General features: G+C 46.6%; 10 protein-coding genes. 4 read left to right on the top strand and 6 right to left on the bottom strand.

Features of this window, described 5'->3' with window-relative positions:
- Positions 1–66 precede the first annotated feature (66 nt).
- Positions 67–483, top strand: a complete 417-nt coding sequence (atpC, locus tag NC994_RS07455; RefSeq protein ID WP_190428339.1) for an ATP synthase F1 subunit epsilon — start codon at positions 67–69, stop codon at positions 481–483.
- An 808-nt stretch (positions 484–1,291) separates the two neighbouring features.
- Positions 1,292–11,701 (top strand): CHAT domain-containing protein, encoded by a 10,410-nt coding sequence (locus NC994_RS07450; protein WP_190432423.1) that lies wholly within the window; start codon positions 1,292–1,294, stop codon positions 11,699–11,701.
- 27 nt (positions 11,702–11,728) lie between these two features.
- Here NC994_RS07450 and NC994_RS07445 read toward each other — a convergent pair whose 3' ends face one another.
- Positions 11,729–12,601 carry an S-methyl-5'-thioadenosine phosphorylase gene (locus tag NC994_RS07445; RefSeq protein ID WP_190411657.1) on the bottom strand — a complete coding sequence of 291 codons (873 nt, stop codon included), beginning with the start codon at positions 12,599–12,601 and terminating at the stop codon, positions 11,729–11,731.
- 233 nt (positions 12,602–12,834) lie between these two features.
- Between NC994_RS07445 and NC994_RS07440 the strand changes: the two genes are divergently transcribed.
- Positions 12,835–13,038, top strand: a complete 204-nt coding sequence (locus NC994_RS07440) for a hypothetical protein (protein WP_190432421.1) — start codon at positions 12,835–12,837, stop codon at positions 13,036–13,038.
- Positions 13,039–13,212: 174 nt separating this feature from the next.
- Positions 13,213–13,608 (top strand): SH3 domain-containing protein, encoded by a 396-nt coding sequence (locus tag NC994_RS07435; RefSeq protein ID WP_190432420.1) that lies wholly within the window; start codon positions 13,213–13,215, stop codon positions 13,606–13,608.
- 146 nt (positions 13,609–13,754) lie between these two features.
- Here the strand turns inward: NC994_RS07435 and NC994_RS07430 are convergent, their stop codons facing one another.
- The 5 genes from NC994_RS07430 to NC994_RS07410 all read right to left on the bottom strand — a co-directional run bounded on the left by NC994_RS07430 (position 13,755) and on the right by NC994_RS07410 (position 19,503).
- Complete coding sequence (locus tag NC994_RS07430; RefSeq protein ID WP_190432417.1) at positions 13,755–15,350, bottom strand: cytochrome P450; 1,596 nt, start codon at positions 15,348–15,350, stop codon at positions 13,755–13,757.
- A 295-nt stretch (positions 15,351–15,645) separates the two neighbouring features.
- Positions 15,646–16,131: a WbuC family cupin fold metalloprotein gene (locus NC994_RS07425; RefSeq protein WP_190432410.1), complete on the bottom strand. Its 486-nt coding sequence runs from the start codon at positions 16,129–16,131 to the stop codon at positions 15,646–15,648.
- A gap of 72 nt (positions 16,132–16,203) precedes the next feature.
- On the bottom strand, positions 16,204–17,229 hold the full coding sequence (locus NC994_RS07420; RefSeq protein WP_190432408.1) for a GDP-mannose 4,6-dehydratase: 1,026 nt from the start codon (positions 17,227–17,229) through the stop codon (positions 16,204–16,206).
- Between the two features lie 692 nt (positions 17,230–17,921).
- Complete coding sequence (locus tag NC994_RS07415) at positions 17,922–18,377, bottom strand: pentapeptide repeat-containing protein (protein ID WP_190432405.1); 456 nt, start codon at positions 18,375–18,377, stop codon at positions 17,922–17,924.
- Positions 18,378–18,666: 289 nt separating this feature from the next.
- Positions 18,667–19,503, bottom strand: a complete 837-nt coding sequence (locus tag NC994_RS07410; RefSeq protein WP_190432403.1) for a Tab2/Atab2 family RNA-binding protein — start codon at positions 19,501–19,503, stop codon at positions 18,667–18,669.
- Positions 19,504–19,506 lie beyond the last annotated feature (3 nt).

The raw sequence follows: 19,506 nt of genomic DNA, 5'->3' as shown, positions 1-19,506 counted from the left end.
TTTTCACTGGCTAATGACTAATGACCAATGACCAATGACCAACTAACAACTGACAACTCACAAATTATGGCTTTAACTGTTCGCGTTGTTTCTCCCGACAGAACTGTCTGGGATTCTAGTGCTGAAGAAGTAATTCTGCCTAGCACTACAGGTCAACTCGGTATCCTCAGCGGTCATGCTCCTTTATTGACAGCCCTGGATATCGGTGTCATGCGTGTCCGTTCTGGTAAAGATTGGGTGCCCATCGCCCTCATGGGTGGCTTTGCAGAAGTGGATGAGAATGAAGTAACCATTCTGGTTAACGGTGCCGAGCGCGGCGACAAAATCGATCGGGAACAAGCCCGTGCTGCTTATACCGAAGCTGAGGCGAGGCTTAATCAGGTTGAGGGTGGTGGTTCCCGTCAAGAGCAAATTCAGGCAACTCAAGCCCTCAGACGCGCCCGCGCTCGTTTTCAAGCTGCTGGTGGCATGGTTCAAGCCTAAAGTCTGTCAACACTCAAGTCTTCTGAAAAGCTTCTCCTGTAACTCAACGGGAGAAGTTTTTCGTTTGGGAGAGGTTAACAATCATGAGTATTGCACTCAGCGAAGCGATCGCTTGCTTGAGAAATTTATAGCGTTTGTCAGTTGGGTGGAATATAGTGCAGCTCTAACGTTCGGTAGGGACTTTTTGACTGCCATGTCCTTACAGATGTATCCCACTTCTCAATTCATCTGCAACTAATTTGGGATAGCTAATGGCAAGATTGCTAATCAATGAACAATTAGCAATAAAAAATAATATTTATAAAATCTTCCCATACCTGAGAATCTTTCCATCTATTCACCCCTAAATGATCGAGCCGATTCATAACGTATATTTCGGCTAAAAATTACTATAAATAAATACACAAATATTTTTAGAAATCAATAATTATTTTTACACTTACACATCGGCTTTTGACGAAAAATGATTAACCACTAGGCTCCTTTGTCTAAAAAATCAGGTTTGCTGCTGAATGGTCGAATATTAATCCTGCTACCTGCCGAAAGTTAAAAAATGCAAAGTTGAGGCAGGTCTCAAAAAGGCTTCAGTTGCAATGAATTCAACAAGCAGCCTATAAAAACCAAAGCAAAAATAGCCAGCTTTATGAAAAGTTCCTAAAGCAAAATACCCATCTTTATCAACTCTTTAAAGTATTCAATATCTAATTAATCATTCCTTTATCAAAGCTGTGATATTACGGAGTGACCCAGAAAAATTGGGGATTGTAGAGTTGCCGCAAATTTTTCATCAGCCCTAAGGAAGAGATTGATGTCAGTATTTACCAGTAGAATCGGTGCCCTGTTCGCCCTGTTGTTGTTTGGGGCTTCTGTAGGTGCCACATCCACCTCAGCTCAGTCAATCATTCCGGCTCCCAATGACACGAATACTCTGGTTAACCAGAATGGAAACCAGATTGACATCAGTGGCGGCACCCTTTCTAGTAATGGCTCGAATCTCTTCCACAGCTTCACTCAGTTTGGGCTGAATCAAAACGAGATAGGCAACTTCCTCTCAAACCCATCCATTCAAAACATCCTGGGTCGCGTCAATGGGGGAAATGCCTCAGTAATTAACGGTCTCATTCAGGTTACGGGTGGGAATTCCAACCTGTTCTTGATGAACCCCGCGGGCATTATCTTTGGCGCAGGAGCCAGCCTAAATGTGCCTGCCTCCTTCACCGCCACCACTGCTAACGGTATTGGCTTTGGCAGCAATTGGTTCAGCGCCACGGGTGCCAACGACTATAACGCTTTAATTGGTACGCCCAACGGCTTTGCCTTCGCAATGAGTCAGCCGGGAGCGATCGCAAATGCCGGAAACTTGGCAGTCAACCCCGGACAGAATTTAACCTTACTCGGTGGCACCGTAGTTAGTACCGGGCAATTGTCAGCACCGGGAGGTCATATCACGGTGGCAGCAGTGCCTGGTGAGAGCGTAGTACGCATTTCTCAGGCAGGAAGTTTACTGAGTGTAGAAATTCAACCCCTAGCAGCAGCAGGCAATCAACCGAATGACTGGAAGCTGCCGATTGCCTCCTTACCTCAGCTGTTGACAGGTGCTGGGGAAGTGGGAGCCACGAAAATGACTGTCGCCGCTGACGGCACAGTTCATTTAACAGGTTCCGGTACTGCAATACCCACAGATACAGGTACTGTAATTGCTTCTGGTTCCCTGAATACCTCAAACACTGCCCCAGGACAAACCGGAGGCACAGTCCAAATTGTCGGTAATAAAGTGGGATTAGTAGGTGCCAACATTAATGCTTCCGGCACCCTCGGCGGCGGCACAGTGCGAATTGGCGGCGATTATCAAGGGAAGGGCACACTACCAAATGCATCGCGCACCTATGTCAGTAGCGACTCTCTGATTGCCGCAGATGCCCTCCTCAACGGCAACGGTGGAAAGGTAATTGTTTGGGCAGATGAGACAACCCGCTTTTACGGCAATATTACAGCTCGTGGCGGCGCTAATTCTGGAAACGGCGGATTTGTTGAAGTTTCGGGTAAAGAGAATTTGCAATTTGCTGGAGTAGTGGATACTGTGGCTCCTTTTGGTCAGGTGGGCACTCTCCTCCTTGACCCCAAGAATATTACTATCACCTCAACCGGAACCATTACTAAAACTACGGACATACTCAATAACAATGACTTCGATGAATCTCCAGCCGCTAATGTAACAATCACCGGAAGTGCCCTTTCATCTGCGATTAATTCAGCTAGCGTGATTTTGCGGGCAAATAATGACATTACGGTTGATGATAACGTCACGGGTACCAGTGCGGGAAATGGGCTGACCTTGCAGGCGGGTCGTTCTATTGGCATCAACCCTGGGAAGACAATTACTTTAAATGGAGGCAACTTTATCGCCACCATTAATGACCAAAAAGCTAACCTCGCTCATCGAGATGCGGGTGCCGCTCAATTTAGTATGGGTACTGGCTCCCAAATCATCACCAAGGGCGGTTCTATAACCATTGAAAGTGGAACCGCAGCCGCCAGTGACAGTATTATTTCCCTCTCTGGTAGCCTTGACTCTTCTTCTATTACTAGCGACGGGGGAGCGATCGCGCTGACTGCCAGTGGCGACATAACTACCAATAGCTTAAACTCCAGTGCTTCTGTTACGGGTAATGGGGGTGATCTCACCCTCAAGAGTACGGGGGGAGCAATTAAGACAAATGGAAGTTTGGATTCTAGCTCTACAATTGGCGGCGGAGGAGCGATCGCGCTGACTGCCAGTGGCAACATTGCGGTTAATAACATCAATTCCTCTGCTATTACTGGTGCCGGGAAAGATATCATCCTCACTGGCAACGTGTTGCTGAATGACAATGTCACCTTCAAAACCACAGGGACTACTGGCAACGGTAACATCAAAATCGCTGGCACACTGAATGGCATAGGTACAGCAGGCGGTCAAACGCTGAATCTGGAAGCTGGAACTGGTGGCAGCATTGAGTTCGGTGGTGCTGTGGGTAACAGCAAGCCAATCGGCAACCTCACTGTCGTTAGTGCTAACAAGGTCACGCTCAACGGTAATGTCACCACAACCAGTAGCAGCAACATCAGCTTCTCCAGTCAGGTCAATATAAAAGGGGATGTGGCACTGACAGCCGATGAGATTAACTTTAACGGCGGCAATAATTCAGTTAGCGGAGTCGGCCAACTAACTCTCCAACCGAAAACAACCACTCAAGCGATCGCCATCGGTGGTAATGCTGGTATGGGAAATGTTTTGGATCTAACAGCGACAGACTTGGCTGCATTGAAAGATGGCTTTAGTAAAATTACGATTGGTCGAAACAACGGGAGTGGAGCGATCGCAATTGATTCTGCTGGCGTCACCTTCCAAGACCCCGTGACTATCAAAGCTCCTTCAGGCTCAATTGCAGTGAATGGGAAGATTACAGGGTTAGATAACGCTTCAATCACGCTCGACGCTGCCACAACTACGCTGAAGCAAGACATCACCACTGCAAGCGGAGACATCACCTTTAATAAAGATGTCGTGCTTGGTGCAGATGTCTCGCTTTCTTCCAATGGGGGCAATATCACCTTTAAGAAGACCGTTAATGGGGACCAAAAGTTAACACTTGATGCTAGCAGTGCGGGTGCGATTCAGTTTAACGGAGTTGGCAACGAATCAAACCCGCTCAACAGCTTGATCGTTAGCGCCGCAGATGTTGTCAACGTAACTGGTAACATCTACACTGTCAACGCTCTGACTTTTAACAGCAATGTAAACCTTAGTGGTAATACAGAGTTTAATGTCAAAACTGGTTCCCTGACCTTCTCTAAACTCCTGACCGCAGGCAGCCACGCACTGACTCTAACAGCGGATGAGATTAACTTAACCGGGGGAGCCGATTCAATAACTGGCACCAATACCGTTGTACTTCAGCCAAAGACACCTAGCAAACAGATTGCGATTGGCGGGATGTCTGATAGCGAGACAGGATTGACACCCGTAACGGATATTTTGGATCTGACAGCGACAGACCTTAGTGTATTAAAAGATGGCTTTAGCTCCATCACTATCGGACGGAATAATGGCAAAGGCTCCATTAACGTCAATGCGATCGCCTTAAAAGACTCGCTCTCCGTCCGGTCTCCTGAAGGTGGCAACATTAACTTCCTTGGCACTGTCGATGGGGCGAATAATCTAACCGTCAATGCTGGTACTGGGACAACAACCTTCCAGGAAGGCGTCGGGTTAACAACCCCCCTGGGAAATGGAACTGGGTCTGCCATCACCCTCCTCTCTACCGGATCAACCACTTTTTCCAACCAGCTATTAACTAACTCCGGAATCAGTGCCACTGGCTCTGTGGAGTTCTCTGGCAATGTCAAGATTGCAGCCGGAGATACAGAGACTACCCTCAACGGCGACGTCACTCTGGATGGAGTAAGTTTTGAGGCCGGTCGTAACGTCACTTTTGGCAATCAGACGACCCATAAAATTACCCTAAAAAAAGGCCCAGTTTCCATTAGCATCACAGCCAACAACGGCAATCTGGAATTCAATGGGTTAGTTGATGGAGCGCAAAACCTGAGCTTAGCAACCAACGGTGCTGGAAGCATCGCCTTCAAAACCGATGTGGGTAAGACTGCTGCAATTGGCATAGGCACCGGAGCCGCTATTGCTATTACCAGTAGTAAAACTACCTTTAACAGCACCCTCACCGCTAACTCCGGTATTACGGCTACTGGCGATGTCATTTTCAAAAGCAATGTCAACCTAAACGATGGTGACACAGCCACCACCCTGAATGGCAACGTCACCTTAGATGGTCTCACCTTTAGTGCCGAGGATGGCGTTGCCTTTGGAGATACCGCAACCGACAAAGTGACGCTTTCAGGTGGAGATGTCACTGTTGAGTCTATTAACAGCGCGATCGCTTTCAATAGCAAAATTGATGGAACGCAAGACCTGAAAGTAAATGCTGGGAGTGGCAACATTACCTTTAATAACGCTGTGGGCAGTAACACAGCACTGGGAAACCTAACTATTAACAGTGGCAATCTGTTGACAATTACCGCCGCCGCAGACATAAACTTGGCGGGAAAGTTTGTGCAGAATGGCGCGGGTAATGTTGTCACAGGTGGGGATATTACCGCTAGCAGCATTCAGTTTGACGGGGGCGTTGGCTTAACTGATAGCGTCTCTTTTAATACCAGTAGCAGTAATGGCGCGATCGCCTTCAACAGCACAATTGATGGCAACTACACTCTCACCCTGAACGCAGGTAGCGGCAGTATTAACTTCAAGAATAACCTTGGCACCGTTACCTCTTTAGGCAACCTTACAATTGACAGCGGCAATGTCAACGCTACTGCTGCCATCAACGTCGCTAGCCTCACTCAAAAAGCTGGCAGCGGGACTTACAGTGCGATAACTGCCAGCGACATTAAGCTAACTGGTAATATTTTTAACCTCAACGGTGCCATCAATACTACGGGTGGCGGTGTCACGATTACCAACAGCGATTTGCTGACCATTGCCTCTGTTGCCGACATGAATTTGGCAGGAAAGTTTGTCCAGAATGGCACGGGTAAAGTCTCTACAGGTGGAAGTATCACCGCCAGCAGCATTGAATTTCACCAAGGCATTAACTTAAGCGGTGATGTTAATTTTGATACTAGCGGTAGCAATGGCGCGATCGCTTTCAACAGTACAGTTGATGGTCAGAAAAATTTAACTGTGAACGCTGGTATCGGTGATATCACCTTCAACAGCACTGTCAATACTGCTAGCCTAGCTACCACTGGAGTTGGTGGGACAACCAAGCTCAACGGCAACGTGACCACTGCTAATAGTCAAAGCTATGGGAATAATGTCCTGCTGACCGGGGATATAATCCTAAAGGGGGATGAAATTGACTTTTCGGGCGGAACGGATTCGGTTGCTGGCACGGGAAATCTGACACTTCAGACAGCAACGGTGGGGAAAGCGATCACAATTGGGTTCGACAAAGATAAAGATGCTTCCCATCTAAATATCACCGATACCGACCTGGCTGCTTTAAAAGACGGATTTAGCAGCATCACCATCGGGAATCCCAGCGAAAGCCACAACATTGTTGTAGATTCGGCAACCTTCAAAGATGCTGTAACCATTCAAGCTGGCACAGGGACGCTGACGGTGCAGGGAACATCGCCGGGAATTACCAGTAATGCATCGATTAATCTCATCGGCGGTGCAACGACCCTGGATTCAGGCATCAACACCACAGACGCAGGCAATCTCACCATCACTAACAGTGGTTTGCTGACAATTGCTTCGGGTGCAAATATGACCTTAAGCGGAGCTTTTGTGCAAAATGGCACGGGTAGCGTTTCCACGGCAGGGGATATCACCGCTAGCAGCATTCAATTTACCCAAGGCGTAAATCTTACAGGTTCTATCTACCAGGAAACGGGTGCAGGCGATATTAGCTTTGGCAACACCCTGAATGGCAATCACGACCTATCTTTGACTGCCGGTACTGGCAACATCAATTTTACAGATGCGGTTGGGGGTAGCAACAAACTCGGTTCTGTAACCATTAACAGTGCCCAAAACGTACAAGCAGCAGCAATTACAGCCGTCAGCATTACCCAAAGTGCAGGGAGTGGCACCACTACATTCAACGGCACACTCAATACGAATAGCGCCAGCGGCATCAACTTAAACGGCAACAACTTTGTTTTCAAAAACCCAGTTACTACGACGAATAATGGTGGCGTCAGTATCAACAATACTGGAACGCTGACAATTGACGCTGCCGCAGATATGAACCTCGATGGAGTCTTCAGTCAAAGTGGGACGGGAGGAGTCATTACCGCTGGAGATATTACTACCACCAACGACACTATCAGCTTCAGCGGTGCGGTGAACCTAACCGGCGCAGTCTCTCTCAACACGGGTGCGGGAGTAGGCGATATCAGCTTTAGCAATACTGTCAATGGAACTCAGAACCTGAATCTAGCAGCAGGTACTGGCAACGTTATCTTTAATAATTGGGTGGGAAAAAGCGCTGCACTCAGCAATTTGACTGTGAGTAATGCAGCATTGGTCGCATTTAAAAGCACTGCCAATCTGACCGGAAATCTCAATTTGACGGCTGCTGAAATTAACTTTGACGGGGGAGACAATACAATCGTTGGCGGCGGTACCGTTCAGCTTCAGCCTGCAACACCCGATCAAGCGATCGCAATTGGCGGATTTGAAGAAACACCGGCGCTGGATATCACCCAAAAAGATATTAATGCCTTGGGTGGCTTTAAGCCCATCATCATTGGTAGTGACAGCGGAACTGGGACGATTGATGTCAATGCTGTCACCTTCGACGATCCGGTGAAAATTCAGTCTCCGAATGGCATCATCAACGTTAATGGGACAATTCAGGGAGTGGATGATGCTGCGATCGCTCTCAACGGTGCAACAACCAAATTGTGGGCAAACATTTCCACCCAGGGGCAAGACATTACCCTCGGTCAACTCGGCAAAACTGTGGAGCTTCAGACCGATATTGCACTTGCAAGCGGCGGTGGTAACATCATCTTTGAAGGCAATGTTAACGCTCAAGCCGATAGCGAGCAGGGGCTGACGCTCAATCCGGGTGCAGGTCAAGCGATTTTTAAAGGGAACGTCGGTAGTCCGAATCTCCTGGAGTATTTGACTATCAATAATGACTTGGGTGTTGTAATTATCGGTGGCGAGAATGCAACCTTAAAAGGCAACAGCGCCGATATATACCAGGAACTGACTGTCAACGCCAAGCAGACACTCTTATCAGGCATCATCACGACTTTGGATGGCAACATTATTTTTAACGGTGATGTCACCCTGACTGATGATACTTTCCTCAATACAGGCTCATTGGGTGCGGGTAACATTTCTTTCAATGGCACCCTAGATAGCGAAAAGGGTGAATACAACGACCTAAAGATGATCGCAGGCACCGGCAACATCTTCTTCGGCAAAACGGTGGGTGCGGGAGAAGGTAAAGGGTTAGGCGCAATCTTAATCGAGAATGCTACCGATGTGACAGCCCTTTCGACGATTGTTGCAGACAGTCTAACCCAGTTATCTGGTAGCACTACGACGCTGGCGGGTGACATTACGACAACTAAGCCAGCTGGTGTAAGTATTACCGCCAATAATATTCAGGTGGGAGGCAGTCTCAACACTAATGGTGGCAAGGTAAATCTAAATGGTAATGGCGGAGTCAGCGCTAGCAATATTACTTCCAAAGGTGGGGAAATTGCTCTCAATAGCACTCAAGGTGCGATCGCTAGTAATGGCACTTTAGATTCATCCGGCGGTAAGGTGAATCTCACTGCCAATCAAGGCGTCACCGCAGCCAATATCACTTCCAAGGGTGGGGAAATTAGCCTCAATAGTAGCTCTGGCGCGATCGCTAGTAATGGCACTTTAGATTCATCCGGTGGCAACGTTAATTTAATCGGCAATACTGGCGTCACCGCAGCCAATATCACTTCCAAGGGTGGGGAAATTGCCCTCAACAGTACTCAAGGTGCGATCGCGAGTAATGGCACTTTAGATTCATCCGGCAGCAAGGTTAATCTAAATGGGAACGGCGGAGTCAACACTAGCAATATCACTTCCAAAGGTGGGGAAATTGCCCTCTATAGCACTCAAGGTGCGATCGCTAGTAATGGCACTTTAGATTCATCCGGCGGTAAAGTGAATCTCACCGCCAATCAAAAAATCACCACCAACAATATCACCTCTAAGGGTGGGGGAATTAGCCTTACCAGTGACACGGGAGCCATTAAAACCGCAGCCTTGGACTCCTCTTCTGCAACGGGTGCTGGCGGCGCGATCGCGCTCAATAGCAAACAAGGCTCGATACAAACGGGAAGTTTGACATCCAAAGGCGATACGGATGCTGGAGGAATTACAGTGATCGCCAATGACAGCATCACGACGCTGGATCTAGACGCCACTTCTACCAAAGGTGCTGGCGGTGCGATCGCGCTTACTAGCCAAAACGGAACCGTACAGACTGGAAATGTGAAAACTTCCGGTTCTCCCATCACTGTCTCTGCTCAAGACAATATCACTGCTGCCAATATTGATTCTGCTTCCGAAAAAGGCACCGGGGGAGCGATCGCACTTACCAGCCAAAAAGGAGACATCACCGCTGCAAATGTGACCTCCAAAGGTACAACCGGCGGGGGTGCAGTCACCGTTGCGGCTCCAGGTAGCATCACCACAGCAAATATTGACACCTCTTCTACCAATGGCACCGGGGGAGCGATTCGCCTAACGGCGATAGCTCCGCTTCACGCTCTCCTAAGCGATGCAGCAGCCATTCAAAGCGGTAATTTGCTCTCTCAAGGAACAGCAGGCGGTGGGGATATTGAAGTTTCCGCTCAAGGCATCATCACTGCTGGAGTGATCGACTCTAGTTCCAGCTTCGGGAAAGGTGGTAACGTCACCTTGGCAAACCCACTGATTGAACTCAACAAAAAGCCAATGGATGACATTCAAGTTGTCTCCATCAATGCCCAAAGTGGAGGGAGCGCCTTCGGAGGCGTTGTTAAAATTACAACCGATCGGTTCTTCCGCGCTACAGGCACTTTCACCGATTCCAAAAACCCATTTGCGACCAGCATTTCCACAATTGGAGGCGCTGGGGACGGCGCGATTATGATTTCCCACGGAGGCGGTTCCTCCTTTACTCCCTTTGTCGTAGGAGATGCCACAGAAAACGGAACGGCTGGCGCTCTCACCACCGGAACTGGGTTCCTCAGTACGATTTTGCCATCTAAAGAATTTCCTGGCCCTTACCGCCAAGGCAATATTCAAATTACTCCCCGCCGTCCGGGAGACAACCTGCTTCCCTACTTCGGCGCGATGCCTCTGAATACGCCTACTAGCGTCTCTGACGTAACGGTTGATACTACGAGCGACCTGGATAGCACAATCACCTCTAAATTTGACCAACATCTGGGGCAAACGGGAAATATCACCAATCCGAAAGCAGCCGCCAACCTATTGAGCCAAATCGAGAAGCAGACGAGCATCAAATCAGCATTTGTTTATGCAGTCTTTGCACCGGATCAAGTTTCTAGTAGCCAAAAAACTCAAATTAACAAAGACGATGAGCGACTAGAGCTAATTTTGGTAACAGGAGAGGGGAAAACGAAACGGGTGCGTGTAGCAGGTAGCAAGCGAGGAGCGCTTGGCGCATCCGCTTCGCGATCGCAGATCCTGAAAGTCGCTGGAAAGTTGCGGAACGCCATTACCAATAAAAATAAACTGAATGACGACTATCGTGCCCCCTCCGAACAACTGTATCAGTGGCTAATTGCACCCATCAAGGATGAGTTAGAAGCCCAAGGTATCCAGAATCTAGTCTTCATTATGGATGCAGGCTTGCGATCGCTTCCTATCGCCGCCCTCCACGACGGTCAACAGTTTTTAATCGAGAAATATAGCATCGGTCTCATGCCTAGCCTCAGCCTTACCGATACCCGCTACGCTAACATTAAAAACGCTAAAGTCTTGGCAATGGGTGCCGACCGCTTTACCAACAAAACGCAAAATCCATTGCCTGCTGTGCCGGTAGAATTGTCGATGATTACTTCTAAGCTATGGCAAGGTAAATCCTTCCTCAACGAAGCTTTCACCCTCAAGAATTTAAAAGCACAACGCACTTCCACGCCCTACGAAATTATCCACCTCGCAACTCATGCAGAATTTAAGTCAGGGGCACTCGGCAACTCCTATATTCAGCTGTGGGACACCCAATTGAGATTGGATCAAGTGCGTCAGTTGGGCTGGAATAAACCAGCGGTGGAATTATTAGTGCTGAGTGCCTGTCGTTCAGCACTGGGAAATGAAGAAGCCGAGTTGGGCTTTGCCGGGTTTGCGGTGCAAGCAGGCGTGAAGTCAGCGCTGGCAAGTCTTTGGTACGTCAGCGATGAAGGCACATTGGGGCTGATGACAGATTTCTACAAAGAATTGAAAAAAGCCCCTATTAAGGCGGAAGCTTTGCGACAGGCACAGCTAGCAATGTTAAAGGGAAAGGTGCGACTAGAAGGGGGACAACTGCATACTTCTGATGGCAATATGCCTCTACCTTCCTCTCTTGCATCAATCGGAGATAAAGACCTAAAGCATCCTTATTTCTGGTCAGCTTTCACAATGATTGGGAGTCCTTGGTAGAAAGTTAATGCATGAAAAACCCGCTGACTACAAATACTTCTTCAACAGCAACTCCATTTTCTCCTTCGTTGCTGCCGGAACGTTCTCTAGTCGCGTGAGGATTGCATATTTTAAAGCCGAGTGAGCATCAGAAACTGGCGGATTTTCACTCAGACGCCGAACAGTTTCTTGAATTACTTTTTGAGCATTGGTTGCATTGCGTTGCAGATTGGCAATCACCATTTCTACCGTTACGCTGTCGTGATCGGGGTGCCAACAATCGTAATCGGTTACTAATGCTAAGGTTGCATAAGCAATTTCTGCTTCTCTGGCTAACTTCGCCTCTGGTAAATTAGTCATGCCAATGATTGTGGCACCCCAACTGCGGTAAAGATGCGATTCAGCTTTTGTAGAAAATGCGGGTCCTTCCATACAAACATAAGTACCACCGCGATGGAGCGTGACATCGGGTAAGTTTAAAGATGCGATCGCATCTGCCACAACTCCAGCCAATTGATTGCACACGGGATCGGCAAACCCAATATGAGCCACAATCCCTTCCCCAAAAAAGGTAGAAACTCGATTTTTGGTGCGGTCAATAAATTGATCCGGCACTACCATATCTAAAGGTTTCGCTTCTTCTTTGAGAGAACCCACCGCTGATGCAGAGATTAGGTACTCGACGCCTAGCTGCTTCATGGCGTAGATGTTGGCTCGAAACGGCAACTCAGAAGGCAACAGCGTGTGATTGCGACCGTGACGTGCCAGAAAAGCCACTCGCGTTCCTTCCAAAGTTCCCAATATCAAAGCATCAGAGGGGAAGCCAAAAGGCGTGGAGATTTGCATCTCTTCTACATCTTTGAGCGCCTCCATCTTGTAGAGACCGCTGCCACCGATAATCCCAATCCGAGCCTGAGTCATTTTTTTGCCTTCTTGCTACAACGCCAAGCTATTTTACGGGATATTCGGGAGTGTTTGGATAGGCAATCTGATTTGTCAATGATGAGAATCACCAAATTATGAAGGAATTGTTACATTCTCTTGAAGATGGCGATCGCGCAGGATTGTAAAGAAATATTACAATATTTTTATATGTCCTCAGAATCTCGTTCTGCGGGATTCGCAGCAGTATTACATAAAGTTGCTAGAGAACTATGCCAGCTTCAGCTAGTTTACCCACAATCTCCGTTCAACAAATTGTTGAGCGAATCTTTGTCTTTCGCCAAATTTCTCGTACCGATCAACGTCTATTGATGTCAATATTCCTATCGCAGGAAACCCTAAGTGAAGCAGAACACCTGCTAATTAATCGCGTGTTTGATGCACTGAAGCAGGGATTGCTAAAAGTAGTGGATTAATTAAGAAGGGTTGACTTTTGACTTTATTTATATCAAACCGCTCAAAGTCACAAGCTTGCGGGGTTGATAGCCTTTTAACAATTTAAATAAATATCAAAAAATATATTATTTGGAAGTAAGTCAGTTAAGGTGAGACTGAATTTACTTCAGTGCAGATGCACTTAATCCATAAAGATGAGCAATTCGAGAAACTCTCTGACAGCGATCGCACTGCTATGTTTCTATACCACTGGCTTGCAGCTAATCGCCCAAACAAAGGCAAATGCAGCTACACCAATTTTACAGGCTCAATCGAGACCTGCACAAAACCAAGGCGTATGTTCATTTATTAATGGAAATAACGTCAATATCCGTAATCTACCCAATACTCAATCCAATATAGTCGCCAAACTCAATAGAGGCGATACGGTTCGGGCAGTGCGAAAACAGGGTAGCTGGGTTCAAATCTCTGGAAGAGTAACCTCACAACCCGGAGTGACTCCGGAGGTGGTTAAACCTCTGAAGGGTTGGGTACTCAATACTTACATCAATGGATGCTCTGAAGATCAATTCGATCGGTGGCGGACATAAAAAATACCACTTAATTCTCCGTTCCATTGAATTAAGCCAATATTGGGTTAGTGCTAAAAAAGTAATGATGCATTAATTTTTTAGCACTACTCCATACACTACTATTCTTTAGCGTTGGCAAAACTTTTCGAGCTACTGTAAATAGTTTAATTTAAACCTTGGAGATAGGTTTTTTCTTGTGGAAGCGAATTTCTCAATTTAAAGCGCACTGGCATTTTATCAGACGGATAAATTAACAGGTTTTGCTGTAATTGTTCTAGAGAAGAACGACCCTTGACTAACTCCCAGTCGAAGTTGCGGAGCAATAATGCTAGCATCATCGTTCCTTCCAGCATTGATAAATGCTCCCCCAAGCAACGATGAGGTCCTGAGCCAAAGTCTATCATTGGCAGCGAACTATTTTCCTTGCTCTTCTCTAACCAACGTTCTGGCAGAAATTCCTCTGGATTAGCATAGACTTCTGGATCTCTTCCCGCAGCAAGCATTGACCAAGCTATTCTTGTACCGCGAGGAATCGCTTTACCATCAATGAGGGTGTCGCGTTGAGCCTCCAATGAAGTCGAGCCTGAGGCTACTGAATAAAGGCGCAAGGTCTCCTTAATAATTGCGCTAATATAAGCCAATTCCTTGAGGCTTTCGGTATTTATCAAGCCTTTGCTTTGCCAAACTTGGTCAACGATGTCTCGTGCTTGCTGAAAAACCCTTTGATGGAAGCTCAACTCTCCTACTGCAAAGGATAAAGTATGGGCTGTTGTATCAGTACCAGCGATTAAGAGTTCAACACATTCTGCTATTAATGTGTCGCGATTGTATTTTGGCTCTTTGGCAGCGATTTTGACTAACATTGATTCGGAGAACCAAGAACTTACCTGTGGTAAATCGGTCTTGTTTTGTTCTCTGAATCGTAAAGCTAAGTCTACACGGGGCGTTAAAAATTCCTCAAAATATCGCTTTGCTGCCCAATAATCTTGTGAATTTTTAGAGGGCAAATATTTCATCCATATCTTCTCGCCAGTAGCTTGTCGTAGGAACCGATAGCCTACAACAGACATTGCTTCGTACAGCTTGGAAACTTCCAGGGGTGGCCCTTCAGGACTCGCGAGCTTTCTATCCACAGGAATGCCCAGTACGAGACAAGAAATCACTCTCATTGTTAGTTCTACAAACAGAGGATCTACCTGAACTTCTTTTGGTGGTGGTGCTTCCTTCAATGTTGCAATTACTTGTTCGCAAGCTTCGCTAATAATTTCTGCATATTTCGTGAGGCTGCTAGAACTGAATTCGGGATTCCAAGCTTTGCGTCGCCACTGCCACTCAGCTCCAGTTTCTCCTAATAGAATCGGGCCACTGACATCGTTCCAAGCTTTGCGTAATTGCTCCGATCTGATTAAGGTACCATCTTTCATCCCATTGACAATGGTATCTTCGATAACTTTTGCTTTACTTAAAATAACAGCAGGCTGATTGACCTTCCATATAACATACATCGGACCTAGCTCTTGACTCCAATCAAACATTTGCTGGAATAATTTCTTCTGTTTGACTGCTGCTAATAGTTGAGGAAGATTTCCTAACAGCCAGTGTTGAGGAGGTGAAGGGAGCGATCGCAGCGATTTGTATGTATTATTTTGTTTCCACCAGCGCCACCCACTTATTCCCGCTATGCTAGTAACGCCTAAGACTGTGGCTAAATATGGAAGTGAGTCGAAATAAGCAATCTCAGTAGTAATGTTTTGAAGCATGAATCCGCCTTTATCCACAAAAAAACTACAGATTACCCAGATACTAACTGAACGTGAGTTCGATGGCTAGAGAAAGGCAAAAAGTTCGACAGATATGAAGCGCGAGAAACTGGGCAGGTATCGGCGATCGCGCTCGATTGATTGGGGACTTCCAAGCAATCAATTAATCAACAAAAGCCAAGAATCCATGCTTAAACAATAGCGATCGCTCAAAACAGAGAGTTATAAAGGACAAATAGCACTGTAGTCCTATTAAATCCAAAACCATCACAAGATAGGCGTGGCATGGAGCGAATTATATTGGGCTAACAAAGTAACTATGCCAGGTTTGCACCAGTTTCTCAGCCGCTATCGTTCCTTCCAGAGGGAAACATGAAAGAAATTCTTTATCAGTAGTGGAATCGTAAGGCCCTTCTTTAACTTCAAAAATTACAGTATTTGGTACTAAAGCGATCAGTGTATGATAAGTTCCTTCGAGGAATTCAATACCAGAAGTTGTTCCATCGGCACTAATCTGTTCTTGGTGAATAATTGCGCCTTGATCGTTAAATAGAAGCATTCCTACGGCTCCCTGCAAAATCAGGCACAGCTCGAATCCATTGTGACCGATTGCCCGTTTATGGCGATGGGGACGCACATACGTCCCTGGTTGCAGACAAATAAGCGATCGCTGAACTTTTTCTTCTAAGGTGTGGAAGTTGTAGCTTTGTCGTAAGCGATCGCTACTGGATGCCTGTTGAGCAACTGTATCTATTAAATTTTGGTCGAGACGTTTAAACATTTTTCTCCAAGGAAGTTTCTGACCAGACTTAGAAGTCTGGTCAGAAGGTAGGGTAAAAATACTTCCGATCAACTAGACACTTAATACTACTGAAGATGGAATATTGCCCACCATTGAAGGTGATAAATACTCCAGATACCACTCAATTGTTTCAGCTAGTCCTTTATCAAAAGAATATCGGGGACTCCACCCAAGCATTTTTTGCGCCTTTTCTGCCGATACCTGCTGGTGCCAAATTTCCCCGTGGCTTTGATTCATAATTACCGGCTCTATGTGTTCGCAATTCATCAGTTGCTGGAGCTTTTGCACGACTTCTAGCACCGTCCAACTACCACCCATTGCGAAGTTGAAAGCCTCTCCATGAACTTCTGGACGAGCTAGCCCTTCAAACATTGCAATATAGGCATGGGCTGCATCTTTGACATATAAAAAGTCCCGCATAAAATTACCTTTATCGGGCATACGAATGAGAGGACTTTCATTGCTCAGTAGCCTTCGGATCGTATTTGGGATCAGTCGGCTCCAGTTTAAATCTCCACCGCCGTAGATATTACCAAATCGCCCTACAGCCACAGGCAACCCGTAGCTGTGATAGTAGCTTCGAGCAATTAGGTCAGCGCAGCTTTTAGAGACATCGTAAGGATGTCTGCCCAGCGTTGGCATATCTTCTGTATAGGGTAAGACGGGACTATCACCGTAGGCTTTATCACTTGATGCCACGATTACCCGCCGCACCAAATCCGAACGGACGCGACAGGCTTCCAATATGTTGTATGTGCCACGAATGTTTATCTCAAATGCCAATCGAGGTTTCTCAAACGCCAAACCTTCTACCGACACTGCTGCTAAGTGAAACACCGTATCAATGCCGCGATCGCCAATCACCTTTTCAAGTAAATCGTAATCCTCAATTGACCCAACAACATTGTTGACACGATGAACGATTCCACTACGCACAAAATGACTGTCTGGGTTCCAGTCAGCCAGTATCGTCGTCACCGTCGCGCCCTGCTCTAATAAGCACTCAGTCAACCAAGAACCCATAAAACCGGAAGCTCCGGTTACTAACACTCGACGATCGCGCAGAATATCACTCACTGATGCACCTAAATAAGAAACGGATACGCATAAATATACAGTTTTTACAACTCCCACAAGTGTGATTTATAATACTTTTTAAGGAGAAAATTAGTCTTTTGTGGGTTTTGCGCTCATCAGTGCGATCGCACTGATGAGATGAGCCATCGGCGAACCAAAACTCTAACCAGAGATTGCAGAATCTCTTTAAAGTTGTTTGAAATCTTAGTCTTGGAAGGCTTCGGAGTTTCCATCTTCCCCTCAAAACAGCCAAAAGCCGCTCTAAGTCATCCCACCATCAATCAGGTTACACAAGTAAAAAATGCAATCCTGACCCTGCTGCTGGCGCTGTTCATATAAGCTTGAGCCTTTGCATACAAAAGGCGTCTGTTCATTGATTAACGCTAATAATCTCAATATCCAAAAAAGTTCCAGCACTAAATCACAAGCGCTCGCTAAACTCAATAGAAGCGATCGTGTCCAGGCGGTGCGAAGACAAGGTAACTGGGTTTAAATCTCTCAAAGAGTAACATCACAACCTGGAGCGACACCGGAGGTGGTTAAACCTCTCAAGGGTTAGGTACTCAAATACTGATATTAATAGATACTCAGAAGATAAATTTAATTGATGGCGAAAATAGGGAAGCCGCTCGTTTTAAATCTATTGGACTTCCCCAATTCTCCGTAAAATCCTAAGCGCTAATCAGCACCATCTAGTCCCAACGAGGAATATCGGCATCTTCCCCACCAATACCGATTCCGGTGTTAAATATTTCAGCATCCGTGAGAATCAGGTCATCCATTGATGCCCCATACACATTAGCGTCATAAATTTTAGCGTTCGTAAAATTCACGGCGTTGAGATTGGCTTGCTGAAAATTGGCATTCGTTACAAAAGCTGATGTTAAATTAGCTGCTGTCAAGTTTGCCTTCGTCAGATCAGCACCTTCGAGGTTTGCATTCGTCAGGTTAGCGCCTTGCAAATTGGCTTCTCTCAAGTCCGCACCAATCAAATGTGCGCCGCTGAGATTGGCTCCTGATAAATCGCACCGAACACATTCCCTCGTTGACAATAGCTGTTTTACGTGTAGCGGATTCTCCGCTTTCACTGGCATAGTTAAAAATAGTGGAGCGAGTAATGTTAGGGTCGCGAATAGCTTGAGTTTCATAATACTCCCCCTTTATCAAAAAGGTTGTTCCGTTTTCTTCCTCACACCTTTATTATCTCACTAAGATTCTGTGGTAGACATTGATTGATGCCACATATAACTTGTGATAGAGAACATAGGATTTAATCACTCGTTAGCAGGATTGCGATAGTGCTTAATTGGGATAAGATGCGATGAATTTCTACCGCTCTTGCATCTTCAATCTGGGTTGAGTGTACCGGGTGCAAGGCGCGATCGCACCAAATCGCATCAATCTGCTTTTAATCTATCTTTTGGTAGAGAAAGAACCTCAATCCTCTCCTCGCAACAGCCAAAAGCCGCTATAAGTTATCCCCGACTCATCTGGTTGCACCAGCAAAAAGTGCAATCCCCGACTCTGCTGCTGGCGCTGTTGATAAGCTTGAGCTGCTGCCGTAACTTCTTTATCCTCAAAAGTGGCAACAATCCAGCGGTCAACCAACCCAGCTTCTAATACCAACCCATCCGGCGCACCCGCAATGTAATTGAGAGACACGGGACGCGCTTCTTGTAGCCAACGCGCCAAACGCATCGATTGCCGCCCACCGTAAATTACCACACCGGGGACTGGCACCGTAGACGCTAAACCCAGATTGATCGGCAAGAGAAATTCTGGCATCTCCAGAATCGGAATTGGGCGTTCTGCAAAAGCTTCCACCACAGCAACCGCCGGAAGCGTGGCAAATCGCCATTGTTCTCCCCAAAGGTTTTCTGGCAATGGGACTGGCGGCGGTTTGTCCAGCGATGGGAGTTCGCCAGTGTAGGTATAGTTATCGAGATTGGGATATAGTTTCGCCTTCTGTTGCAAATATTCCTTCAGCGCCCCAGTGCGTCGAGTCGCTTCCACCTGAATACCCAGTTGTTGCGCCGCTGCCTGAATCAAACTTAACGACTGGGGACGAAACACTTGGATGAGATTCGGCAAATTTCCACCGGCTGCTTGCTGTAACTGAGAAACCAACCAACTAGCATTCGCTTCAGATTGAGGACAAAAGGCGTCATAACGAAAGCTGCGTGTGGCATCGCAAAGCAACAATTCCCACAACACCTGCCCTTTTTCATCTTTGAGAGGACGCCGATAAAAATCAGCTTGCCAAACCCGATTCATCTG

Origin of the sequence: Trichocoleus sp. AS-A1, assembly GCF_039962015.1 — a bacterium.
Taxonomy (GTDB): domain Bacteria; phylum Cyanobacteriota; class Cyanobacteriia; order Cyanobacteriales; family FACHB-T130; genus FACHB-T130.
The sequence above is the reverse complement of the archived record's forward strand: the minus strand, read 5'-3'. Positions and strand labels throughout refer to the sequence as shown.

Excerpts from the sequence above, each read along its gene's own strand:
- NC994_RS07430 (WP_190432417.1), bottom strand. The coding sequence starts at position 15,350 with ATGCTTCAAAACATTACTACTGAGATTGCTTATTTCGACTCACTTCCA.
- atpC (WP_190428339.1), top strand. The coding sequence starts at position 67 with ATGGCTTTAACTGTTCGCGTTGTTTCTCCCGACAGAACTGTCTGGGAT.
- NC994_RS07445 (WP_190411657.1), bottom strand. The coding sequence starts at position 12,601 with ATGACTCAGGCTCGGATTGGGATTATCGGTGGCAGCGGTCTCTACAAG.
- NC994_RS07410 (WP_190432403.1), bottom strand. The coding sequence starts at position 19,503 with ATGAATCGGGTTTGGCAAGCTGATTTTTATCGGCGTCCTCTCAAAGAT.
- NC994_RS07450 (WP_190432423.1), top strand. The coding sequence starts at position 1,292 with ATGTCAGTATTTACCAGTAGAATCGGTGCCCTGTTCGCCCTGTTGTTG.
- NC994_RS07440 (WP_190432421.1), top strand. The coding sequence starts at position 12,835 with ATGCCAGCTTCAGCTAGTTTACCCACAATCTCCGTTCAACAAATTGTT.
- NC994_RS07415 (WP_190432405.1), bottom strand. The coding sequence starts at position 18,377 with ATGAAACTCAAGCTATTCGCGACCCTAACATTACTCGCTCCACTATTT.
- NC994_RS07435 (WP_190432420.1), top strand. The coding sequence starts at position 13,213 with ATGAGCAATTCGAGAAACTCTCTGACAGCGATCGCACTGCTATGTTTC.
- NC994_RS07425 (WP_190432410.1), bottom strand. The coding sequence starts at position 16,131 with ATGTTTAAACGTCTCGACCAAAATTTAATAGATACAGTTGCTCAACAG.